The sequence below is a fragment of the Candidatus Sororendozoicomonas aggregata genome, from assembly GCF_031528575.1.
Taxonomy (GTDB): Bacteria; Pseudomonadota; Gammaproteobacteria; order Pseudomonadales; family Endozoicomonadaceae; genus Endonucleibacter; species Endonucleibacter aggregata.
Genome location: NZ_JAVLSP010000027.1, coordinates 1 through 22,623, shown reverse-complemented (window position 1 = coordinate 22,623; position 22,623 = coordinate 1). Strand labels below are relative to the sequence as shown.

The window sequence follows — 22,623 nt, the reverse complement described above, 5'->3', positions numbered from 1 at the left end:
CTTTTTCTATCATGGCTCTCAAAAGGTTCCCCACAAAAACGTCATAGCTGAAGTTCGTTCTTTTTATATCTGCACCCCTTGCAGGACATGAGAATATCCGTCGAACATATCATAAACATGCTCCTGGCCTTGCTTGTTCCTTGCGGCTCTAAGGGAGTTTATGAAATATCCGGGTTAAGCTTTCGAGCATGAAATTCAGACGACTGAATTTTATGCCGGAATCGCCGGGTGCATCGTGCCTGCCATTTGCTGAAGAATGCGGTTCACCTGACAGCTGTAACCAAACTCGTTGTCATACCAGACATACAACACGCAACGAGTACCTTTAACAATAGTTGCCCTGCTGTCAAGAATACCGGCATTGCGGTTACCAACAAAGTCGCTGGAGACGACTTCGGTGGAATTCACATAATCTATCTGTTTTTTCAGATCAGAATGCAAAGACATTTCCCGCAGGTAATTATTCAACTTATCAACGGTTGTCGCTTGACTCAGGTTCAGGTTCAATATCGCCAACGAAACGTTAGGCGTCGGTACACGAATTGAACTTCCCGTCAGCTTGCCCTCCATTTCAGGCAGCGCTTTTGCCACGGCACTGGCAGCGCCTGTTTCGGTTATTACCATATTCAGTGCTGCGCCACGGCCACGCCGCTCGCCTTTATGGTAGTTATCAATCAGGTTCTGGTCATTGGTGTAGGAGTGAACGGTCTCAACATGACCATTTTCTACGCCAAAACAATCATTAATGGCTTTTAATACCGGTGTAATGGCATTAGTGGTGCAAGAAGCTGCTGAAAGGATCACATCTTCTTTAATCAGCCCACTGTTTACACCATAAACAATGTTTTTAATGTTGCCCTTGCCCGGTGCGGTCAACAACACTCGAGATGCTCCCAGGCATTTCAGGTGTTGCCCAAGGCCCGCTTCATCACGCCAGATACCCGTGTTATCGATGATAATGGCATTATTAATACCGTACTGGGTGTAATCCACCTGGTCAGGTCCATTGGAGTAGATGACCTGAATTTTTACGCCGTTAGCATAAATCAGGTTATTTTCTTCATCAATATCGATGGTGCCCCGGAAAGAGCCGTGGACAGAATCCCGGCGCAGCAGACCGGCGCGCTTTTGCAGGTCATTTTTAGCACCACCACTACGGACAACGATGGCACGCAGATTAATGCCCTCACCTCCCCCGGCACGTTCAATCAGAAGCCGAGCCATAAGCCGACCTATACGACCAAAGCCGTAAAGAACAACATCCTGGCCAGTTCTGTTGTCTAACGCCTTACCGTTAATGACAGAGGCCACCTCAGAACGCACGTACTCTTCCAGAGACTGAGACATTTTGCAGTCATGATAACCCCTTACCAGTTTACCAAGATCGATACGAGACGGTGACAAATTGAGTGTGGACAGGATCTCAAGTACCGGGTAAGTTTCCCTGACAGACAGCTCATCGCCCAAAATTTTCTGAACGAACTTATGGGCCTTGATGATATCAATGACCGAACGGTTGATGACCGAACGACCATAAACAGAGGTGATGACATTATGATCACGGTATAGCTTACCAATAATGGGGATCATTGACTCGGCAATGGCTTCACACTCTTTCCAGTCCTTAAAGACATCTTTTACCACAGTTACTGTCCTGATCTTGTGTCATAATTGATAGCCTGATCATATAATCGCAGACGAACATTTTCAAACAAATAATAACAAAATCAACCTTATCAAAACCTCCCCCTGCGCTGGAGCAGGGTAACCTCTTTGGCCAGACCATAGGAAGTAATAAGACATTCTCGTCACTCTCAAACCTATGCTTGAAGAGTAAGAAAATAACCACAGTCCGTCATTCATGCTAAGGCTGGAATCCGCAATAACCCCGAATGTAGCGGTTGACCGTTTTTAATTTCCAGGGAACCCTACTCCTCAAGAGGAAAAGGGCATTCAACGGTTCTCCCTATCTTGTCGCACATCCCCCTGTCACTCCCATGAACCAACCGCTACAATGCTCACTCAGTGTTTCTTTACAAAATTTCGGCTCAGGACACACCATGGCGCAAGGTTCATTAACCCTTCCTCCACACGCGGGAAATAAAATTACCTGGGGGCAACTCTCGGGCACGCAGTCGGCCTACCTGATCCACCAGGTGGCACAGCAGCACAATGGCCTGTTACTGGTCATTACCTCTGACTCTGCCAGCGCACTCAAACTGGAAGAAGAGCTGCGCTTTTTTCTGGGCAACAGCAGCGCTGTGACTCTTCACCAGCTACCTGACTGGGAAACCCTGCCCTATGATAATTTTTCTCCCCATCAGGATATTGTCTCTGAGCGCCTGGCCACCCTGTACCAGCTCCCCCGTGCCCAGCGGGCGGTATTAGTGACCCCCATTACCACGTTGATTCACCAGATTTGTCCCCGGTCTTTTTTAGAATCCGGCGCGCTTGTGGTAACAAAGGGCGAGGGTTTTTTACTCCATGAGCATCGCCACACGCTGGAGCAGGCCGGTTATCGCTGCGTTGAGTCTGTCTTTGAGCATGGGGAGTTTGCCATCCGTGGCTCAATGATGGACATTTTCCCCATGGGTTCAACGACGCCCTTTCGTATCGATTTATTCGATGATGATATCGACAGCATTCGTACCTTTGACCCGGAAACGCAGCGCTCCATCGAGGAAGTGGACAGCATCCATCTGCTACCAGGTCATGAGTTCCCCATGGACAAAGCCAGCCGGGATCGTTTCAGGGCTAACTACCGGGATTATTTTGATGTTGATCACCGTGACTGCCCTCTGTACCAGGATATTGGTGTCGGTGTTGCCAGCCCTGGAATTGAGTATTACCTGCCCTTATTTTTTGAACAGACAGCAACGCTGTTTGATTACCTGCCAGAGAAAACCACACTGGTATTAGGGACGGCTGTACCTGAAGCCCTCGAACGGTTCCATAGTGACGCACAAGAACGCTATGAAAACCGGAAGGTAGATCCACTTCGCCCCCTTCTCCCCCCCGAAAAGCTGTTTTTAAAACCCGATGCCTTTTATGCACAGGCAAAAGCCTATGCCCGCATTCAGCTCTCAACTGAAGCTGTTCGCAAAAAGCCAGGGCAGCTAAACTACAAGTGGCCTACAGTGCCTGAATTAACACTGAATGCAAAGCTGGACAACCCACTGGCGCCACTACTGGCTTACCTGTCATCAGCTCAGCGCGTATTGCTGGTAGCCGAAAGCCCCGGCCGCCGTGAAGTATTGCTGGAATTGTTAAAAGACGCCAATATTCTGCCTACCTCTTTTGACGACTGGTCATCCTTTGTAAAAAGTGAATCAACCCTTGCTATCACCATCGGCATTCTTCACCAAGCCGTCGAAATACCCGAGGCAGGCATTAGCTTAATACCAGAAAACTGTCTTTTAGGTCAGCATATTACGCAGTCCCGACGGCGCAAAAACACCAACTATCAAGCCGACCAGTTTATCCGTAACCTGACCGAGTTACGTATAGGCGCGCCTGTCGTTCATATTGACCACGGGGTAGGGCGTTACCAGGGGCTGAAAACCCTGGGCATTGAAGGACAAATGGAAGAGTTTCTCACCCTCGAATACGCCAATGACGCCAGACTCTACGTGCCTGTAGCCGCCCTTCATTTGATTACCCGCTACAGTGGTGCTGATGATGAAACAGCCCCCCTGCATAGACTTGGGAATGAACAGTGGTCAAAAGCCCGCAAAAAAGCGGCGGAAAAAGCCCATGATGTTGCCGCGGAGCTACTGGATATTTATGCTCGAAGGGAAGCGCGCAAAGGGTTTGCCTTTGATGCCCCTGATCAACAGTATTTGACCTTTTCGGCGAGTTTCCCTTTTGAAGAAACTCCTGACCAGCAAAGCACTATCCGCGCCGTCATTGACGATATGTGTGCCCCCTCCCCCATGGACCGGTTAGTCTGCGGTGATGTCGGTTTTGGCAAAACAGAAGTCGCCATGCGCGCGGCCTTTCTTGCTGTACAAAGTGGCAAGCAGGTCGCCATACTCGTCCCCACAACCTTGCTGGCACAACAACATTTTGAAAGCTTCCGGGATCGTTTTGCTGACTGGCCAGTGAATGTTGAAGTGATGTCACGCTTTCGATCTGCCAAAGCAATACAGTCACTGCAACAAAAAATCGAACAAGGGGCAACGGATATTTTAATCGGCACCCATAAAATTCTACAAAATAACATGCCCTTCAAGGATCTCGGGTTGCTGATTATTGACGAAGAGCACCGGTTTGGTGTCCGCCATAAGGAGAAGCTCAAGTCCTTGCGCACCCGGGTAGATATTCTCACGCTGACGGCCACCCCCATCCCCCGAACACTGAACATGGCCATGTCAGGTATACGGGATTTGTCAATTATTGCAACGCCACCTGAACGACGATTGTCTGTTAAAACATTTATTCGGGAAAAAGACCCACACCTGGTGCGGGAAGCCATTCTCAGAGAACTCCTCAGAGGTGGACAGGTCTATTACCTGCACAATGAGGTACAAACCATTGAAAAAACGGCGCAGGATTTATCGGAACTGCTTCCTGAAGCCCGTATAGCCATCGGACATGGCCAAATGCGTGAGCGGGAACTTGAACAGGTAATGTCTGAATTCTACCATAAACGTTGCAATGTACTGGTTTGCACCACCATTGTTGAAACCGGTATTGACGTCCCCAGCGCCAATACTATCATCATTCATCGGGCAGATAAATTTGGCCTTGCGCAGTTACACCAGCTTCGGGGACGTGTCGGCCGCTCACATCACCAGGCCTATGCTTATCTGCTGACGCCTCCTGCTAAAACACTGACACCAAATGCCACTAAACGACTGGAAGCCATCGGTGAGGCGCAGGATCTCGGCGCAGGTTTCATGCTCGCTTCCCACGACCTGGAAATTCGTGGTGCCGGTGAGTTATTAGGTGAAGGGCAAAGCGGTCAAATACAGCATGTTGGTTTTACCCTCTATACAGAGATGCTCGAGCAAGCTGTCGAATCCATCAAAAAGGGTGAAACCCCCAACACGGATAAACCCCTGGCACAGAGCATTGACATTAATCTGCGTATTCCTGCACTGTTGCCTGAAGACTATATACACGACGTACATGCCCGACTGATTCTCTATAAACGCATCGCAGCGGCAACGACCGAAGGTGAGCTAAAAAACCTGCAAGTCGAACTGATCGACCGCTTTGGGTTACTCCCTGAACCCGCAAAATACTTATTCCGACAGACAAGCTTAAAACTAAAGGCCCAAACCATTGGCATCCAAAAACTCGATGCTGGCCCTGAACGGGGAAAAATTGAGTTCGAAAGCCAACCAAGGGTTGACCCAATGATTATTATCCGGTTAATACAATCTGAACCGGAGACATTTCAACTCGACGGAAGTAATGTGCTGAAATACTGTGGCGCAATGACAAGCCCAGACCAACGCTTCAATACCATTGAAAGATTACTGAAAACATTAGGAGCCTGAAAATGGACAGGATAAAACAATGCCTTTCAATGGCACTGACGCTGGCGGTATGCAGCCCCCTGCTGGCCAGCACTGATAAACAGACAGAGGACATACCCTGGTATCAGGTAGATGTGATTGTTTTTTTGAATAAAACCAGTATGAATACCACGACAGAAGCCTGGCCTGAACCCCAACTTCATCCTTTACCGGAGAAGGCCATTTCATTAACGCCCTGGGATAGAGCCTCTGAAGAATCCACGGATAACATGGGCAACCCACACTCCCTGATTGATCCGCAAGAAACGGCATTTGTCGCCCTTCCCCCATCGAGTTTTCTACTCAATGACGAAGCTAAGCGGCTCAATCAATCACCGGATTACCAGGTACTCAAGCAAATGGCCTGGCGAATGCCTCTCCAGTTCTCTGAGCAAAATGCACAAAATGAACAAAAAGACCAGCCCATACGGGTCACCACCCGTATTGATGAGCAGTCCGACTATATGCTCAGTGGCACCATTAATGTCAGCGCACAGCGTTATCTGCACGTTGACGCTGATATCTGGTATAACCAGCTCACGTCCCCCCCTGATACACAAGAGCTGGAAGCATTCCCTCAGGCTCTGCCAACTGTACCTGTCAGCCTTCAACCGACGCCTTCTGAAACGACACCTTCTGAAACGACACCTTCTTTAAAACTGCAGATTTCAAAGAGCTTTCATCTGGACGAAAGCAGACGTGTAACAAATACGCAACAGCCGCAATACCTTGACACGCCAGTCATCGGTATTTTGTTCAAGTTAACACCCTATGAGCAACCAGGGATAAAACAGGAAAAGCCTGATGAACGAACATAAACCTCAGGCGCTAAATGCCATCAGTGCACTGTAAAACCACTTTGAGAGTACCTTTAATTACGCTAATGAGTAAGAAAAGCTGGACGTCAGAACAAGGCCAAAGATCAGTCAGCTATTGCGAGGCGTTTCAATACAGGCCTAGGAGCCTGTCCGAGAATAGCGCCCGTAGCGAGGATTACGAGAAATTGAGGATAAAAATTTCTGCTTCTGAGGATAATAGTGGGGCTATTTGATGAAGAAGCAGGAATTTTTAGACCAATTTATCGCAACCGCAGTAGGGTAGTCTATTCTCGGTCAAGCTCCTAGCGTTCAATCAGCAAATAGCGAAGGTAGAACAGGGCATTGGTATACTGCTGACAGCTTTAGAAGCTGTTCATGATTTTTTGTGAATTGTGAACAGCTTCTTATTCATTGCCGTGAATGTTGATACCCAGGGAAAAGCTGTTTTTGCCAGATAGCGTCTCGTAATGGACAAAATCCATCAAACTGTTAACAATAAACAAGCCTCGACCACTGGACTGAAGGGTTGGATTATTGAGCATTTGTTCAGCATGATTCGCACTCTCATTGAGTATTTCAGCAGGAAGCGCCAGCCCCCGATCACTAACAGTAATGGATACTGCTGTATCAGAGATATCCACCAGGGTTTCCACAACATTGCCAGGCTGATTATTATAAGCATGCTCAATGGTATTATTGAGAACTTCAACCAAGCACAACTCAAGCCGGCTAACTTCTACAGGGGTCAGTAACGTCATTTCGCAAATACCCCTGACGGCCATCGCCACAATCACCGTATTGGAAAAGCTGGAGTCCACTTCCATTTTTAATTGTTGGTGTCGTCCTGATTGGGTCATCAGTCACCTTCCAATGCATCACTGACCGATGCAAAAATAGGAAACAGTGTTTCCATTGAGGTCAATTCAAACAAATCCTTAACCGCTGGCTGCGCTCGGGCCAGTTTAATGACTCCCTGACCGGATAATTTTTTCAACGCGGCCACCAGCGCCCCCAAACCACTACTGTCCATAAACTTGACATTTTCAAGGTCAACAACCAGAGCTGAAGTCCCTTTATCAATAACATCAAATAAATAGTTTTTGAACGCTTCAGCCAGCGATGCATCCAGGCGTGCCTCTTCAACAACAACAACCTCATAGCCACCTTCTTCCCTGGATTGAAATGACATAACCGTTTCCTTTTTTTATGGGTTCCACTCTAGTACAAGATAAGTTAAATCATCATCAAACGCATCCTGCTGATTCCAACTTCTGATGGTTTGATCAATGACCGTGATGGATCTTGACAGAGGGTCATCAAATGTTGATGACAATACTTGCTCTAAACGATGTTCACCGAACTGCTCACCGCTGGCATTCTCACACTCAGTAATGCCGTCAGAGTATAGAAAAAGGCGATCACCCGGCGCTAATTGAAATGTGACGGATTCATAGCACTGGTCTGGCATCATACCAATGGGTACACCTTTTCCCGCTACACGTTTGACGGTTTTGCATTGACGCTGCAGCCAAAATGGGTTGGGATGGCCCGCCTGAGAAACACTTACACCTCCAGTAACTGTATTTAATATGCCATAAGCAATGGTAAAGTAAAGCATATGCTCAGCACTGGCCTGAAAACGGTCATTGAGCAATGAAAGTACCTGCTCCGGCGCTACATCAACTGTCCCGAATGTAGCCTCAGAGCTTAAATCCCGGTGCAGAGCATTATCTCCGGTTTCAGATAAAATATTATTTAATGTAAATGAAAATAACGCCGAAGGGATACCGTGCCCGGCAACGTCTAACTGGTAAAAACAAACATGACTGTCCCCAAGGGCATGATAACCAAACATATCACCGCCGAGATGTTTACTCGGCTTAAACAACCAGTCAAAAGTGACGTTATTAAGGGTTGCAGGCTGAGCCAACAGACTTTCTTGCATTTGCGCCGCTGACTCAAGGTCTTGTTCAATGGTTTTTATGGCATCGGACAAGGCCTGGTTCTTGTTTTCAAGGTCCCGCTCTAACTCAACAATACGGATACCCGAGTTCAACCGGGCATCCAGCTCATTAAAATTGACAGGCTTGCTGACAAAATCATCCGCACCGGCATTAATTCCCTCAACCAGGGATTGACGCTCTGTTTTACCCGTCAATAAAATGAAATACAGATAGCGACCCAAATTATTGTTGCGAATGGCTTTACAAAGATCAATACCGTCCATTTCAGGCATAACCCAGTCACTGATTACAATGCGAATATCACGATGGGTTTCAAGCAAAGCCAATGCGGTCAAACCGTCTTCTGCTTCGAGCACCTGATGCCCTTTCTTCCTTAGAATGGCAGATAGCATCATGCGCTGGTCTCGGGCATCTTCAACAATAAGCAGTTTCATTCTGAGTTTAATGACCGTCCATGGTATCAACAATCAAGCGCCTTATTTTGACTATAGCTGGTCAGCGAGTCACTAAACGCCTGTAACACCAACCCTCATTGTTATGCTTTTATATTGACAGGTATGCCCACAGGCACCTGATTAAACAGTGTCAGGACATCATTGTTTCTCATACGAATGCAGCCGTGGGATCGTGGCACCCCCATAGGTTCTGAATCAGGCGTGCCATGAATATAAATAAATCGTCGCATGCTATCCACATTTCCCAGACGGTTCACCCCTGGCTCAAGGCCACTGAGCCAGAGGATACGGGTAAGAATCCAGTCCCTTCGTTCAGGTTGACGGCGAGCCAGTTCAGGCGAATAAATTTCTCCGGTGGGCCTGCGTGCAATAAGAACACTGTTAATGGGCAAGCCATCGCCAATCTTTACCCGGGCAGTGTGCCATCCCAGTGGCGTCTGCTCACTCCCCATCTGCTGACCGGCACCCTTAGCAGCCGTTGACACTGAAAATTGCCGCAGAACCTGCCCGTTATTTTCAATAACCAGCGTTTGGTCAGCGAGCGTGATAGTAATTTGCACAGAAACCTCGTCAGGTATGGGCACGTAATCCAGCCGCCATAAACGGCACCATTCGTCGAAGGATACCCTCAACATCGCCCTCAATGCCGTAATCATTTTCAGCAATGGCTTTTAATGCATCAAATCCCGACATGGTAAATACGGTAGCACCGAGAATAAAGTTCACCCGCCAGAACAAATCACCCGCATGTAAATGAGGGCAGATACGCACCAATAGTTTAAAATATCGCTGAAATGCATCCCCATAATTTTCATTCAGGTAACGCTTCAAATGCCCTTGTGTTTCATTAAATGCCAGACTAATCAACCGCATAAAAATAGATAAGTCCTCACTACCGCGCGGTTTGACGGCCATAATCTGATCCACCAGCAAATGGAGTGAAGGCTCCAGATCTGGCTCAAGGCCTTCAGAGTCAAGCTTATCCAGAGCACAAGTAAGATTTTCAGCAAAAGGCTCTAAAACACGAGAAAAAACCGCCTGGATCAATGCCTTTTTAGAACCAAAATGATAGTTCACAGCAGCCAGGTTAACGCCGGCACGGCTGGTAATAGACCGAAGCGACGTTTCAGAAAATCCGTGTTCGGCAAACAATAATTCTGCTGCATTAAGAATGCGCTCCACCGTAACTGACTGTGACATGCGGTTAATAAGTCCAAAAAGACAAACAATTGTTTAAAACTTATGTTTTAGCCACAGCAGTGTCAAGCAACAATTGTGTAGCGGTGTTGTGTGGTGTGGGGGGAGGTGTGGGGGGAAGGTAGGTTTGATAAATCAGTACGTATAAGTTTGATACCAGGGTATGGGGTATATGTCGCATAAAAAGAAGATAGGTTTGATTCAACGTAACCAGTTATTTTTTGGAAGTTGATTCAAACCTATGCGAGGAAAATTAAGAGGACGGCGGAGTCAAACGCCAAACGTGAACCCTGCAGGGTAGCTCATGAAGATAGCCATCAAGATCTTCGAAAGCATTGCACTGATAATCCGCGTTGGTGGCTAACGATTGTCTGGCGGTTTGTACAACAATCCCCTCATTCTCAACGTACAGAGCGTTTACCCCTGATGAGCCAGAATGACCAATACGGACTACAGGTATCGCTGACCAAACTCCCTGATATTGACATTCGGCGATAACCTGTACTGGGGTATTATTACCAAAAGGGTTATCTTTAACATGCCTTTCGTCTGTAGTGATCGTGCCAAAATCCAGCAACGCATAGCCACCGGTTGTAATTTTCACATCCACCTCAGCCCGGCTATAGGTCTCCGACTTCTTATAAACCTCGCCTTTTGAGTAAGTCTCAGAAGTACTGTAAACCGACAGGTTATGCCGGGTTTTGTCTATATTGGGCGGCACCCCCCCCATCCTGTTGAAACTCAAACCCCTTTTGAGTCATTCGGACAGGAATATATGATTTCGTTTGACTAACTACTTAGCACCTTGGTAAGGTATATATTATTTTAAAACTTTTTTCTGAAAAAAATAAAAAACAATTCGCTGATAACTAAATTCACTTCTCTTCTATTTATCGTAATAGGCGGGAGCATAGCTATAACTACCCTTACAAGAATATGGGGTTGAATACCACTAGCATTGATAGATAGAAAGTACTCAGAGCATCTCTACACAGATCTCAAAAGTGATGTTGCTCTCACAGTCAGTTCTAAAGAGACGGAGCTAGAAGGCAGGGTGTTCAGATGCCCTACATAGTCCCTTAAAGCAACTTTTCGTATTTTTCGTATTTTTCGTATTTTTCGTATTTTTCGTATTTTTCGTATTTTTCGTATTTTTGGGCTTCAGCCCCCTTATACGGGCAGCCACAATTACACTTCGCCGATAGTAAACGTCTGCCCGGCACTGGTGATTGTCAATACATCGCCTTGGCTTGTCTTGTTAATTTCAGCACGCTCCACCAACTGATAAAACACATTGCGGTTGATCAAGGCATTCAGCCTGTCTCGCACGCGAATATAAGGCAATGGCTCACCTCTGTCGTTCTCTGTGACCCAAAGCGGGTGATCTTCGCTTAATAAAACAAGATCGTCAGTATGGGTGATAAAAACCAAACCCTCATGGGTTGATGTCATGCTGACAACAACAAAGGGAACGTCGTCCACTTGAATTCTGACCTTCTCGACAGGGGTGACCAGGTAGTAGCAGTCATCGTCATCCCGGCGAAGTACTGAGGAGAACAACTTGACCATGGCAGGACGCTTTATAGATGTCCCCATATACAGCCATTGCCCATCCCGTAAGATACGCATATCAATATCACCACAAAAAGGTGGGTTCCATTGATGAACCGGCGGTAGTGTCGAGCTATTGACGTGTGGCTTGAGTGCTTCCATCAGAGCCGCGGGCGATTGTTGGCTTTTTTTCATCAGATAACCTCTTAGATCCGGCTTGTTGCCATTTGTTAGTGCTAACCTAATACAAAGTACTGTTGTTTATTCTATTGTCAGTTAATGCAGATGATCCACTACCGTCAGGGATGGTGACATGAGACTGCTGAAACCTGTAATCAGCTTTTTAACCGACTGGTTAACCCACGAAGTACAGAAAATTACCAGTCCCATGTGCGATTTTGAGCGTATTCGCCATGAATTGAAACCTTGCGATGTTGTCCTTATTGAGGGGCGCTCTCGTGTCAGTCAGGTGATCAAACAAATTACTCATAGTCCCTGGTCCCACGCAATATTGTACATTGGCCGCCTGCATGATATTGAAGATTGCAGGGTTCGGGAAACCATCGCTGAAGCTTATCATGGTTCTCCTGATGAGCAACTGATTCTGGAAAGTGAACTCGGATTTGGTACTGTAGTTCACCCCCTTAGTCGCTACCAGGGAGAACATCTCCGTATCTGCCGTCCGAATGGTTTAAGCTTCAGTGACAGTCAGCAGGTTATCCATTATGCCGTCAGTCGCTTAGGGCTTGATTATGATGTTCGCCAGATTCTTGACCTGGCCCGATTCTTTTTTCCTTACGCGATTTTACCCCGGCGCTGGCGTTCATCGCTTTTTCAGCACTCACCCGGTGCGGAAACTAAAACTGTATGCTCGACGATGATTGCAGAAGCCTTCAGCTTTATTCATTTTCCCATTCTTCCCCTGGTAAAACACAGTGGGGAAGAAGGTGTCCAGCTCTTTCAGAGAAACCCTAAAATCTGTAAGCCCAGTGACTTTGATTATTCTCCCTATTTCCAGATCATCAAATATCCCTTCATGGACTATACCCACCACAGTGACTATAAACTGCTCCCTTGGCATGGGCATGGTATTCTAGAAGGGAGTGAAGGTGACTTTTATATGTCACCGCGAAAACTGGAAGAATTGAAGCGGAACGGGTCATCGGCGCCGATCACCTCCCCTTCTGATCTCAAGCATTAGGATTAATGAATAAATATATTATTTTTATTATAAATAAGTATAAAATTAGAATAGATGTTTTTCTATTTTAGTCCATAATGCTAACTGTCAGTGACAATGATACCCCCACTGGTTCACTGACTCGAGACCGAATAACCTTACGCGCAATATTTTGTGTTAGTTTGCTCCTATTAAATGGTCTTAGCCCGATATCGCTCCCCCCAGTGATTCGGGCTTCTTTTTTTCCTTCACAAAAACGCCTATCTTTCATAGCTTTTCGTAGTTCATTGGAAATACGTGCACGGGATTCTCATCGCACCCCCCGCTCAATAGCAAGATCAACACGGTTTTTCAGGCTGGGTGTGGCTTTGGTCAATAAGGGCATCCACACCACTTCAAACATCCATGTTATTACCAGGAAGCTGACACAAAGTATTGAGAGGACTAATCTGACACTTAGCGCCCGCCTGAAGCGGTTAACGCGCAGAACCATCTGCTTTTCTCGGTTAGAAAAACTTTATGACAAGGTCACCGGGAAGTCCATCTCAAGAATGTGGTATCAACCTATTTGAAACATAACCCGTTTGCCCGACCCGGTAACAGTCTCAGGAAATTACTTTTTCATTTAACAGTCTATAAAGCTGATCTGTTTTCTCTGAGAGCATTTGATCAATTGCCTTAATACCAGAACCTTCTTCAGACTCATGAGTACCCCAGGCAACGGTAACCTTACCCCACTCAACGACAAGTCTTGGATGATGAATATGAGCTTCAGCCAAACCTGCCACGGTATTCGCGAACGCTACAGCCCGGGAGTATTTCTTGAACAAAAAGGTTTTTTCAAGGTGATCAATGTTGTCATACTGGCACCGCTGCCACTGAATCATGACACTGTCTCCTGTGTTTTACCAGACCATAAAGCTACTACAGTATATACAAAAATAGGAAGAATAAGTGAAATAGGCTTCACACAGGACGACAAACAAGGTGCAAGCCTGTCAAACGGGGAACTCCCCCTTCCACAAGAACCGCAAGGGATTGTGCTACGAGCCCCCGTTAACACGTTTGCCTGCCAAACCGTTCCAGTGAAGAACATGAGATTACCCATCACGGTTTGAGGGGCAAGAATAACCTGCTTGGCTGTTTACTTACTTTCTTCTTCACCTTCTTGTTTAGCAGCCTCTTTGTGCAACTGCTCAAGCTCTTGTTTAGAGCTGTCCAGCTGTTGCGCTAATTGCTTCTGTTTGGCTTTCAATGCCGTATTTTCGCCGGTCAGGGTGCGATTTTGCTCCTGAAGACGTTTGATCTGTTTTTTCATACGATCGGGGTTGTGAACACGCAAGGCTTTCAGCTCAGCATCAGCCGCCTTCAACTGTTTATTTAGCTTCTCGGACTTTTGCTCATAGGTTTCAATCCGGGACTTCAACTGAGTGACTTCCTTGTTATGTTGTTCGGTGATTTCAATAAGGGCTTGCAGGCGATTCTGCTCAATGATGTTCATGTCTTCAGAAGTGTTGACGAAGCGGTCTCCTACATTCAGGTTACCCATAGATTTGCATACCTCCAAAAAGGTTATCGTATTTTTTAACGAGAAATGCCCTCACCAGCACAGCCAGTAAGCGCGCAGGCAAAAGACGTGTAAGGAAGAAATGAGCTGTTCTTCATTAAATGCGGCTGGTAAGAAACAGGTGATCAATAGGTGGTTAGAAATTCTATTACATTTCCAGTCAAAAAGAAAAGCACTAACGTATTTTTTTAGTTAAAACGGGATACTACAGACCGTAAATAGCCCATAAAAAGCAGAGATATGCTTTTCAGGCCGACAAAAAAGACGCACTAAAAAGAACAGCCTTGCCCTTCTTGCCCTGCTAAGAAGCAGTCTTAAAAGTCTTGCTAATACCGCGACCCCGACAAATGGGTCTGAAAAACGGCTTCTTAACGGGTTGACACTTCTTTTAACACACAACTATCAGGTAAAGGGAAAAGAGAACCATAGACAGGAGATTGACTTTCTCATTGAATATTGATGCCAAAACACCCCACCTTTGAACCCTTTAATGGTTGGTGGTTGGTGCGAATTACTCACAAATTGCTCAATACCCTCAACAGGCAGAGAATATAGCGCATAATTATCAAAAATGACGAGACCAACGCCACCGACACAGAGCTTGCCGGCTTCTTCAGAAGCCATATTGAGCAGAATAGTCCTCCGCAATTGCTGTTGACTGTTTGTTCAGGCCAAACTTGTCAATCCTCAAGGTGCTATTCAATCAGGGTATACTCTCAAAAATCCCCACGATGAGAACAGAAAAGATGCTACCTTGGCTAGACCCCGATTGCCCGGTATTTCCTGACGTAAGCAATGCGCTTAATGAACCTGATGGTCTCTTGGCTGTGGGAGGCAATCTTTTGCCTGGAACACTCATTGACGCTTATCGACAGGGTATCTTTCCGTGGTATAATGATGATGAACCCTACCTCTGGTGGAGTCCTGACCCTCGCACAGTTCTTCACCCCAGAGATGTTCATATCTCGAAATCACTAAAAAAATTCATACGTAAAACAGCGTTTAATCTCTCCTTTGACCGGGCTTTTTCCGAGGTTATCAGAGAATGTGCCAAGCCTAGGGAATCAGGAAGTGATACCTGGATTACCCGGGATATGATATCAGCCTATGAAGTGCTTCATGAGCTGGGACATGCCCACTCGGTAGAAGTCTGGGAAAATGATACGCTGGTGGGTGGACTCTATGGCCTTGCCATCGGTCAGGTCTTTTTTGGGGAATCCATGTTTAGTCGGCGTGATAATTCCTCAAAATACGCTTTTGTGGTTTTGTGTCGACACTTGTCACTATGGCAGTTTTCATTGCTTGACTGCCAGGTGCGCAATAGCCACCTGGCAACATTAGGTGCCTCGACCATTCCCAGAGCTGAATTTGTGCGACAGTTGGACACCTATTGCTCACAAACGCCAACCGGTGCAAACTGGAAAGTGGAAAGGCAATGGAATGACCTTACACAATGACTGCCCTGAAAAATATTAAATTTTATGCGACCCAGCCCCATAGTTGCAGCTACCTTGCAAATAAGCAGGCCACTACGCTATTTATGGACCCGGAAAAAAAACTGGATGCGGCTCTCTACAGTCGCCTGGCTGACATTGGTTTTCGGCGTAGTGGCAACCATATCTATCGCCCCCACTGCCAGGGGTGTCGCGCCTGTATTCCAGCCAGGATTCCTGTTGCCGAATTTTCCATGACACGCTGTCAGAAACGCACCTGGAAAAAGAATCAGGACCTGGAAGTAATCTGCCAAGACCCAACAATGAATACTGAACTGTATACTCTGTATGAGCATTATATTAATACACAGCACAAAGACGGCGATATGTTCCCGCCAAGCGTTGAACAGTTTAACGGCTTTTTGGTGGATAGCCCTGATTTCAGCTGTTTTTATCAGTTTCGGCTGGAAGGACAGTTGGTCGCTGTAGCGGTAACTGATACGCTCAAAGATAGCTTGTCTGCCATCTATACGTTTTATCATCCTGACTTCCGCCAGCGGAGTCTGGGGCGGTTCTGTATTCTCTGGCAGATCATGCATGCCCGTTTATTGGGTAAGCAATATGTCCACTTAGGGTACTGGGTAAAAGGATGCCGAAAGATGGACTATAAAACCGATTACCGACCCATGGAGATTTTAATTGGAAACCGCTGGTCTCGTTTGCGGTAATACGTATGCGCCGGTAAAGGTAAGTTCCCTTTACTTTACAAGGGATTTTCAGGCAGAATACGGCCCGAATAGACTGGGGGTTTCCGATAACCCCCCTTATTTTTAGCAAGTATTGAGGTAATGATTGGATGGCGAAAGAAGAAAGTCTGGAGATGGAAGGCACTGTCATTGACACCCTGCCTAACACTATGTTTCGCGTTGAACTGGAAAATGGTCACGTTGTAACGGCGCACATTTCCGGAAAAATGCGTAAAAACTATATCCGCATTCTAACCGGTGACAAAGTTAAAGTAGAGCTGACACCCTACGACCTGACTAAAGGCCGCATTACCTATCGTTCCCGCTAAAAAGGGGCTGAAGGGCCCCTTTTGTTTGTTGCTATATTATTGTCTATTGTCGCTATAAAAGGCTCTCAGCTTAGCTGGCTTCACCGTCCACGGCCTCAAGCTCTGATGATTGCTTCCTGGCTGCTTCAATTTTCAGGTAAAGCGCTCCCTTTCGAACAGTGACCTTTACTGTACCCCCATTTTCAGCCAGTTTACCAAACAGTAAATGCTCAGCCAGCGGTTTTTTCAGGTTTTCCTGAATAACACGCCCCATGGGCCGTGCACCCATCTGGCGATCAAAACCTTTTTCAGACAACCATGTCCGAGCTTTTTCATCCACGTCAATTTGCACCATTTTTTCATCGAGCTGGGCTTGTAGTTCGGTCAGGAACTTATCCACTACATGCTTGATGATTTCATCGTTTAATGGTGCAAAAGGAATTATGCTATCCAGGCGATTCCTGAATTCAGGTGAGAACGTCTTTTTGATTACCTCCATGCCGTCAGTCGTATGGTTCTGCTCCAAAAAGCCCATGGAACTTCGGTTCATACTTTCCGCACCTGCATTGGTGGTCATAATTAAGATCACATTACGGAAGTCAGCTTTACGGCCATTATTGTCTGTTAGCGTGCCATGATCCATTACCTGGAGCAGAAGATTAAAAACGTCAGGATGCCCTTTCTCAATTTCATCTAACAAAAGAACACAGTGCGGGGTTTTATTAATGGCTTCGGTCAATAGCCCCCCCTGGTCAAACCCTACATAACCTGGAGGCGCGCCAATGAGGCGTGAGACAGTATGGCTCTCCATGTATTCTGACATATCAAACCGAACGAGTTCTATCCCCATTGCCTGTGCCAACTGTCGGCAAACTTCGGTTTTGCCGACCCCCGTAGGTCCCGAAAGGAGAAAAGAGCCAACGGGTTTCTCCGGTGCCTTTAATCCGGCACGTGATAATTTGATCGCCGTTGATAGTGAGGTAATAGCATCATCCTGACCAAATACCACCATCTTAAGGTTACGCTCCAGCTTTCCCATAATCTCTTTATCAGAGGCAGATACCGATTTAGGTGGAATGCGTGCTATTTTAGCCACAATACTTTCAACATCGTCTACTTCAATGGTTTTCTTTCGCAGGTCTTCTACCTGGAGTCTCTGGTAAGCACCGGCTTCATCAATCACATCAATGGCTTTATCCGGCATGTGTCGATCATTAATGTAACGTGAGGCCAGTTCAGCGGCAGCCTTCAGGGCATCGTCGCTGTATTCAATATTATGATGTTCTTCAAATCGTTTTTTGAGTCCCCTGAGAATATCCACCGTATCTTCTACGCTTGGTTCAACAACATCGACCTTCTGGAAACGCCGTGCCAAGGCGCGATCTTTTTCAAAAATCCCCCTGAACTCCTGAAAAGTGGTCGAACCCACACAGCGAAGTTCACCAGAGGTTAACAGGGGCTTAAGAAGATTGGACGCATCCATCACCCCTCCAGAGGCGGCACCTGCCCCAATAATGGTATGAATTTCATCAATAAAAAGAATGGCATGATCGAGTTTCTTCAACTCACTTAGTAGCTTCTTAAAGCGTTTTTCGAAGTCACCACGGTATTTTGTGCCTGCTAAAAGAGACCCTAAATCCAGCGCATAAACGGTTGCCTGAGCGAGAACCTCAGGGACTTCGCCATCAACAATACGTTTTGCCAACCCCTCAGCAATAGCCGTTTTACCCACCCCGGCTTCACCAACCAGTAACGGGTTATTCTTACGGCGCCTGGCCAGTATCTGACAGACTCGCTCCACTTCTTTTGCTCGCCCAACCAAAGGGTCAATACGACCAAGGCGGGCCTGGTCGTTCAAATTCGTTGCATAGTTGCGTAACGGGTCTTTGCCTGAAGGTTCTGACTCCCCTTCTTCCACCAGGTCTGTGCCGAGTTCTTCAAGCTCTTGCCCTGGCACCTTGGAAATCCCGTGAGCAATATAGTTAACGATATCAATACGCGCCACATCCTGTTGTTTCAGGAAGTAAACAGCCTGGCTTTCTTGCTCACTGAAGATAGCAACCAGCACATTAGCGCCGGTAACCTCCTTTTTACCCGAGCTTTGCACATGAAAAACAGCCCGTTGCAACACCCGCTGAAAACCAAGGGTGGGTTGTGTTTCACGGTCTGAATCATTGATGGAGATAAGCGGTGTGGTTGAATCAATAAAGTCAGCCAGTTCTTTACGAAGTTTGTCTAACTCAACGCCACAAGCAATTAGGACACGCGATGCTGACTCGTTATCGAGCAAGGCAAGCAGCAAGTGTTCAACGGTCATGAACTCATGACGCTTGCTCCTTGCATCTCTAAACGCGCTATTGAGTGTCAGTTCGAGATCTTTATTGAGCATATTAATGTCACCCTGAAAACGCTAATCGGTCTTTTCTGTTTTGCACAACAGGGGATGCTGATTTTCTCTTGAGTACTGATTAACTTGTTGCGCCTTTGTCTCCGCAACGTCCCTACTGAATATTCCGCAAACAGCTTTTCCTTCAGTGTGGACAGTTAACATCACTTGAGCAGCCTTTTCCGTTGGCATTTCAAAAAACTTCTCCAGGACATCAACTACAAAATCCATGGGGGTAAAATCATCATTCAGGAGTAAAACCTGATACATGGAAGGGGGTTTCAGCTGGGTTTTTTCCGGTGCGACGGCTACAGCCTGATCGCTCTCCCGTTCATACCCTTCACTCCCCAAGTTTAGACGAAACCTACTGAGTTTACTCATACGAAGTCTTGGCAGCTGTTGTCGGCCATCTCTCTTTGGCGATTAAAAATGGGGCAATAATTGCCTCTACCTGCAGAATCAAGCCAAAATTCGGGCTGAATTCTCCCAAAAGTGCATTATTCCTGATACCTATTCTAAAGATACCGGTAGAAAGCACAATCATAAGGCAGGAATTAAAAAGTCAGATAAAAGAAAAAACAGAACAAGGGGGCAGTTTTTTGTCGGAACATTTACCCTGAACCGTCCGAAAAAAGGCCATTGGTATAAATTGGTAGTAAGAAGCTGATAAAACCCTGAAAAGCGTCCGGGACGCCTCAGGGTATTCGCTGAAAAAAGCCGGGATGGGAAACTTGTCCCGGCATTGCCGGATTACATGTGGCTGATCATAGCGTCGGCAAACTCCGAGCATTTCACTAAAGTAGCACCATCCATCAGTCGCTCAAAGTCATAAGTCACAGTCCTGGCAGCAATGGCGCCATCCATGCCCTTGATGATCAAGTCAGCGGCTTCTGTCCAGCCCAGATGGCGCAGCATCATTTCAGCAGACAGGATCACGGAGCCAGGGTTTACCTTGTCCTGACCCGCGTACTTGGGTGCAGTGCCATGAGTGGCTTCGAAAATTGCCACAGTTGCCCCGATATTCGCGCCTGGGGCGATTCCGATACCACCGACCTGAGCTGCCAGAGCATCAGAAACATAGTCGCCATTGAGGTTCAAGGTAGCGATCACGTCATATTCTTCAGGACGCATGAGAATCTGTTGCAGGAAAGCATCGGCAATCACATCTTTGATGACGATGTCCGTGCCGGTGTTCGGGTTCTTGATCACATGCCATGGGCCACCGTCAAGGGGTTTTCCATCGAAGAACTCAGCGGCTGTCTCGTAGCCCCAGTCTTTGAAGGAGCCTTCAGTAAACTTCATGATGTTACCCTTGTGAACCAGGGTCACGGAGTCACGGTTATTATCAATAGCGAACTGGATGGCTTTCTTCACCAGACGCTGAGTACCTGATTTGGAGACAGGCTTGATACCAATACCACAGTTTTCAGGGAAGCGGATCTTGGTTACGTCCATTTCGTCGCGCAGGAAGTTAATCACTTTATCCGCTTCTGGTGAGCCTGCCAGCCACTCAATGCCCGCATAGATATCTTCGGAGTTTTCACGGAAGATCACCATATCGGTTTTTTCAGGTGCTTTTACAGGACTGGGTACGCCTTTGAACCAGCGAACAGGACGCACGCAGGCATACAGGTCGAGTTCCTGGCGCAGGGCGACGTTCAGTGAGCGAATACCGCCACCAACCGGTGTTGTCAGGGGGCCTTTGATGCCGACAACAAACGCTTTCATGGCTTCGAGGGTTTCTTCAGGCATCCAGGTGTTTTCGCCATACACCTGGGTCGCTTTTTCACCACAGTATACTTCCATCCAGGAAATAGCACGTTTGCTGCCATAGGCTTTTTCTACTGCGGCATCAACAACTTTCAGCATGGCCGGAGAAACATCCACACCGATGCCATCACCTTCGATAAAAGGAATAATCGGTTGATCAGGCACGTTCAGGGACATGTCTGCATTAACGGTAATTTTTTCACCGGTAGCCGGTACCTGGATTTTCTGGTATCCCATGAGTAACTCCATCTTATGTCATGACCAGGCTGAACGCTGTATGATTGCATTGACCCGACTATTTTATAAATACTCGTACAATAACCGCAACAATACACTCAACCCCAATAAACCGGTAATAAGATATACTAACCGTGTTAAGGAATAAATCGGATTTTGTGACAAATATCGAAGCAAGCGGGTCACTTCACACAAATAACGCTATCTGAGCTTGGCAAGTGGCTTGGGCCATGTAGAATAGAGCGATTATTTTTTTCAGGTCAACTCGGTTCATGAAGCAGCCATCAGAAACACGTGTCATTGTCGGTATGTCCGGCGGTGTGGATTCTTCTGTCTCAGCTCTGCTCCTGATACAACAAGGCTATCAGGTAGAAGGTCTGTTTATGAAAAACTGGGAGGAGGATGACGGTTCTGAGTACTGTACTGCCATGGATGACCTGGCCGATGCCCAAAGCGTCTGTGACAAACTGGGCATCAGGCTCCACAAGGCCAATTTTGCCGCAGAATACTGGGATAATGTGTTTGAACATTTCCTGAATGAATACAAAAATGGCCGCACCCCAAACCCTGATATCCTGTGTAATAAAGAAATCAAGTTCAAAGCTTTTCTCGACTACGCTTTAGCGTTGGGTGCTGACTATATCGCGACGGGGCATTATGCCCGTCGTGTAGAAGTGGGTGGCGTTGTTACCTTGCGCAAAGGGCTTGACGCAAACAAAGATCAAAGCTACTTCCTTCATGCCGTTGGCAAAGAACAACTCGCCAAAACCTTTTTTCCTGTGGGTGATTTAGCTAAGACCGAGGTGAGAAAACTTGCCAAAGCCTATGATCTTTCTACTTTTAACAAAAAAGACAGTACAGGCATCTGCTTTATCGGTGAGCGCAGATTCAGGGATTTTCTGACACGATACCTCCCAGCTCACCCCGGACTCATTGAAACCACTGATGGCGACGTTATCGGCGAGCATGCCGGTTTGATGTATCACACGATCGGTCAGCGCCAGGGGCTGGGAATTGGCGGTTTGAAATCAGCTGATGATGCCCCCTGGTATGTGCTAGAGAAAGACCTTGCGCGGAATGTACTGGTCGTTGGCCAGCGTAACAACCACCCTTTACTCTTTTCTCGGGCCTTAGTGGTATCAACCATTGACTGGGTTGCCGGCGACCCTCCCCTTCTACCGAAAAAACTGATGGCAAAAGCGCGCTACCGGCAACAGGACCAGGCATGTACATTATCCCAAAGAAAAGACGGAAGTTACCTGGTGGTTTTTGATGAGCCTCAACGTGCAGTGACTCCCGGTCAGTCTGCGGTGTTCTATTATAGAGACTGCTGTCTCGGTGGTGGCGTCATTGAAACTCGCTACGCCCAGGCACCACAGGTATAACGAATACTAGGAGCCTGACCGAGAATAGCGCCCGTAGCGAGGATTACGAGAAATTGAGGATAAAAATTTCTGCTTCTGAGGATAATAGTGGGGCTATTTGACGA

General features: G+C 46.9%; 21 protein-coding genes and 1 pseudogene. 8 read left to right on the top strand and 14 right to left on the bottom strand.

The window, feature by feature from the left end; all coding sequences use genetic code 11:
* Positions 1-210: 210 nt before the first annotated feature.
* On the bottom strand, positions 211-1,644 hold the full coding sequence (locus V4C51_RS07305; RefSeq protein ID WP_330925487.1) for a glyceraldehyde-3-phosphate dehydrogenase: 1,434 nt from the start codon (positions 1,642-1,644) through the stop codon (positions 211-213).
* A 416-nt stretch (positions 1,645-2,060) separates the two neighbouring features.
* Between V4C51_RS07305 and mfd the strand changes: the two genes are divergently transcribed.
* Together mfd and V4C51_RS07295 are read left to right on the top strand one after the other, a co-directional pair.
* Complete coding sequence (gene mfd / locus V4C51_RS07300; protein WP_330925486.1) at positions 2,061-5,504, top strand: transcription-repair coupling factor; 3,444 nt, start codon at positions 2,061-2,063, stop codon at positions 5,502-5,504.
* Positions 5,505-5,506: 2 nt separating this feature from the next.
* Positions 5,507-6,340, top strand: a complete 834-nt coding sequence (locus V4C51_RS07295) for a CsiV family protein (RefSeq protein ID WP_330925485.1) — start codon at positions 5,507-5,509, stop codon at positions 6,338-6,340.
* A 404-nt stretch (positions 6,341-6,744) separates the two neighbouring features.
* On the opposite strand, the gene V4C51_RS07290 is transcribed toward V4C51_RS07295, so the two are convergent.
* The 7 genes from V4C51_RS07290 to V4C51_RS07260 form a co-directional block, all read right to left on the bottom strand.
* Positions 6,745-7,197 (bottom strand): ATP-binding protein, encoded by a 453-nt coding sequence (locus V4C51_RS07290; protein WP_330925484.1) that lies wholly within the window; start codon positions 7,195-7,197, stop codon positions 6,745-6,747.
* The gene (locus tag V4C51_RS07285) at positions 7,197-7,529 is read right to left on the bottom strand and encodes an STAS domain-containing protein (RefSeq protein WP_330925483.1); all 333 of its coding nucleotides are present in this window, start codon (positions 7,527-7,529) and stop codon (positions 7,197-7,199) included. The genes V4C51_RS07290 and V4C51_RS07285 overlap by 1 nt, the downstream gene beginning before the upstream one ends.
* 15 nt (positions 7,530-7,544) lie before the next feature.
* Complete coding sequence (locus V4C51_RS07280) at positions 7,545-8,771, bottom strand: PP2C family protein-serine/threonine phosphatase (RefSeq protein ID WP_330925482.1); 1,227 nt, start codon at positions 8,769-8,771, stop codon at positions 7,545-7,547.
* Positions 8,772-8,839: 68 nt separating this feature from the next.
* A complete protein-coding gene (locus V4C51_RS07275) occupies positions 8,840-9,319 on the bottom strand; it encodes a L,D-transpeptidase (RefSeq protein ID WP_330925481.1) in 480 nt (159 codons plus the stop codon).
* A 10-nt stretch (positions 9,320-9,329) separates the two neighbouring features.
* Positions 9,330-9,959 carry a TetR/AcrR family transcriptional regulator gene (locus V4C51_RS07270; RefSeq protein WP_330925480.1) on the bottom strand — a complete coding sequence of 210 codons (630 nt, stop codon included), beginning with the start codon at positions 9,957-9,959 and terminating at the stop codon, positions 9,330-9,332.
* A 250-nt stretch (positions 9,960-10,209) separates the two neighbouring features.
* A complete protein-coding gene (locus tag V4C51_RS07265) occupies positions 10,210-10,677 on the bottom strand; it encodes a hypothetical protein (protein ID WP_330925479.1) in 468 nt (155 codons plus the stop codon).
* A 467-nt stretch (positions 10,678-11,144) separates the two neighbouring features.
* Complete coding sequence (locus tag V4C51_RS07260; RefSeq protein ID WP_476577892.1) at positions 11,145-11,702, bottom strand: DUF1285 domain-containing protein; 558 nt, start codon at positions 11,700-11,702, stop codon at positions 11,145-11,147.
* Positions 11,703-11,820: 118 nt separating this feature from the next.
* Here V4C51_RS07260 and V4C51_RS07255 point away from each other — a divergent pair, with 118 nt between their 5' ends.
* Both V4C51_RS07255 and V4C51_RS07250 read left to right on the top strand, forming a co-directional pair.
* Entirely contained in the window at positions 11,821-12,708 is an 888-nt protein-coding gene (locus V4C51_RS07255; protein WP_330925478.1) for a hypothetical protein, read from the top strand.
* Between the two features lie 383 nt (positions 12,709-13,091).
* Positions 13,092-13,259, top strand: a pseudogene (locus V4C51_RS07250) (IS1 family transposase); the annotation flags it as partial.
* Positions 13,260-13,292: 33 nt separating this feature from the next.
* Here V4C51_RS07250 and V4C51_RS07245 read toward each other — a convergent pair.
* The 3 genes from V4C51_RS07245 to V4C51_RS07235 all read right to left on the bottom strand — a co-directional run bounded on the left by V4C51_RS07245 (position 13,293) and on the right by V4C51_RS07235 (position 14,878).
* On the bottom strand, positions 13,293-13,574 hold the full coding sequence (locus tag V4C51_RS07245; RefSeq protein ID WP_330925477.1) for a 4a-hydroxytetrahydrobiopterin dehydratase: 282 nt from the start codon (positions 13,572-13,574) through the stop codon (positions 13,293-13,295).
* 257 nt (positions 13,575-13,831) lie between these two features.
* Positions 13,832-14,236: a hypothetical protein gene (locus tag V4C51_RS07240; protein WP_330925476.1), complete on the bottom strand. Its 405-nt coding sequence runs from the start codon at positions 14,234-14,236 to the stop codon at positions 13,832-13,834.
* Between the two features lie 420 nt (positions 14,237-14,656).
* Positions 14,657-14,878, bottom strand: coding sequence for a hypothetical protein (locus V4C51_RS07235; RefSeq protein ID WP_330925475.1), 222 nt, complete (start codon positions 14,876-14,878; stop codon positions 14,657-14,659).
* Positions 14,879-15,000: 122 nt separating this feature from the next.
* Between V4C51_RS07235 and aat the strand changes: the two genes are divergently transcribed.
* The 3 genes from aat (at position 15,001) to infA (ending at position 16,762) form a co-directional block, all read left to right on the top strand.
* Entirely contained in the window at positions 15,001-15,711 is a 711-nt protein-coding gene (aat, locus tag V4C51_RS07230) for a leucyl/phenylalanyl-tRNA--protein transferase (RefSeq protein WP_330925474.1), read from the top strand.
* Positions 15,708-16,415 (top strand): arginyltransferase, encoded by a 708-nt coding sequence (locus tag V4C51_RS07225; protein WP_330925473.1) that lies wholly within the window; start codon positions 15,708-15,710, stop codon positions 16,413-16,415. Before aat ends, V4C51_RS07225 begins: the two co-directional genes overlap by 4 nt.
* Positions 16,416-16,543: 128 nt before the next feature.
* Positions 16,544-16,762, top strand: coding sequence for a translation initiation factor IF-1 (gene infA / locus V4C51_RS07220; RefSeq protein ID WP_252180026.1), 219 nt, complete (start codon positions 16,544-16,546; stop codon positions 16,760-16,762).
* 70 nt (positions 16,763-16,832) lie between these two features.
* Here the strand turns inward: infA and clpA are convergent, their stop codons facing one another.
* The 3 genes from clpA to icd form a co-directional block, all read right to left on the bottom strand.
* The gene (gene clpA, locus V4C51_RS07215) at positions 16,833-19,130 is read right to left on the bottom strand and encodes an ATP-dependent Clp protease ATP-binding subunit ClpA (protein WP_330925472.1); all 2,298 of its coding nucleotides are present in this window, start codon (positions 19,128-19,130) and stop codon (positions 16,833-16,835) included.
* 21 nt (positions 19,131-19,151) lie between these two features.
* The gene (gene clpS, locus V4C51_RS07210; protein WP_330925471.1) at positions 19,152-19,508 is read right to left on the bottom strand and encodes an ATP-dependent Clp protease adapter ClpS; all 357 of its coding nucleotides are present in this window, start codon (positions 19,506-19,508) and stop codon (positions 19,152-19,154) included.
* Between the two features lie 369 nt (positions 19,509-19,877).
* On the bottom strand, positions 19,878-21,134 hold the full coding sequence (gene icd / locus V4C51_RS07205) for an NADP-dependent isocitrate dehydrogenase (RefSeq protein ID WP_330925470.1): 1,257 nt from the start codon (positions 21,132-21,134) through the stop codon (positions 19,878-19,880).
* 272 nt (positions 21,135-21,406) lie between these two features.
* On the opposite strand from icd, the gene mnmA reads away from it, so the two are divergent.
* The gene (gene mnmA / locus V4C51_RS07200; RefSeq protein WP_330925469.1) at positions 21,407-22,519 is read left to right on the top strand and encodes a tRNA 2-thiouridine(34) synthase MnmA; all 1,113 of its coding nucleotides are present in this window, start codon (positions 21,407-21,409) and stop codon (positions 22,517-22,519) included.
* Positions 22,520-22,623: the final 104 nt, after the last annotated feature.

Bases quoted from the DNA above. Each gene is read 5' to 3' on its own strand.
- mfd (WP_330925486.1), top strand. From the start codon at position 2,061: ATGGCGCAAGGTTCATTAACCCTTCCTCCACACGCGGGAAATAAAATT.
- V4C51_RS07295 (WP_330925485.1), top strand. From the start codon at position 5,507: ATGGACAGGATAAAACAATGCCTTTCAATGGCACTGACGCTGGCGGTA.
- V4C51_RS07290 (WP_330925484.1), bottom strand. From the start codon at position 7,197: ATGACCCAATCAGGACGACACCAACAATTAAAAATGGAAGTGGACTCC.
- V4C51_RS07285 (WP_330925483.1), bottom strand. From the start codon at position 7,529: ATGTCATTTCAATCCAGGGAAGAAGGTGGCTATGAGGTTGTTGTTGTT.
- V4C51_RS07270 (WP_330925480.1), bottom strand. From the start codon at position 9,959: ATGTCACAGTCAGTTACGGTGGAGCGCATTCTTAATGCAGCAGAATTA.
- V4C51_RS07260 (WP_476577892.1), bottom strand. From the start codon at position 11,702: ATGAAAAAAAGCCAACAATCGCCCGCGGCTCTGATGGAAGCACTCAAG.
- V4C51_RS07255 (WP_330925478.1), top strand. From the start codon at position 11,821: ATGAGACTGCTGAAACCTGTAATCAGCTTTTTAACCGACTGGTTAACC.
- V4C51_RS07245 (WP_330925477.1), bottom strand. From the start codon at position 13,574: ATGATTCAGTGGCAGCGGTGCCAGTATGACAACATTGATCACCTTGAA.
- V4C51_RS07240 (WP_330925476.1), bottom strand. From the start codon at position 14,236: ATGGGTAACCTGAATGTAGGAGACCGCTTCGTCAACACTTCTGAAGAC.
- V4C51_RS07235 (WP_330925475.1), bottom strand. From the start codon at position 14,878: ATGGCTTCTGAAGAAGCCGGCAAGCTCTGTGTCGGTGGCGTTGGTCTC.
- aat (WP_330925474.1), top strand. From the start codon at position 15,001: ATGCTACCTTGGCTAGACCCCGATTGCCCGGTATTTCCTGACGTAAGC.
- V4C51_RS07225 (WP_330925473.1), top strand. From the start codon at position 15,708: ATGACTGCCCTGAAAAATATTAAATTTTATGCGACCCAGCCCCATAGT.
- infA (WP_252180026.1), top strand. From the start codon at position 16,544: ATGGCGAAAGAAGAAAGTCTGGAGATGGAAGGCACTGTCATTGACACC.
- clpA (WP_330925472.1), bottom strand. From the start codon at position 19,130: ATGCTCAATAAAGATCTCGAACTGACACTCAATAGCGCGTTTAGAGAT.
- clpS (WP_330925471.1), bottom strand. From the start codon at position 19,508: ATGAGTAAACTCAGTAGGTTTCGTCTAAACTTGGGGAGTGAAGGGTAT.
- icd (WP_330925470.1), bottom strand. From the start codon at position 21,134: ATGGGATACCAGAAAATCCAGGTACCGGCTACCGGTGAAAAAATTACC.
- mnmA (WP_330925469.1), top strand. From the start codon at position 21,407: ATGAAGCAGCCATCAGAAACACGTGTCATTGTCGGTATGTCCGGCGGT.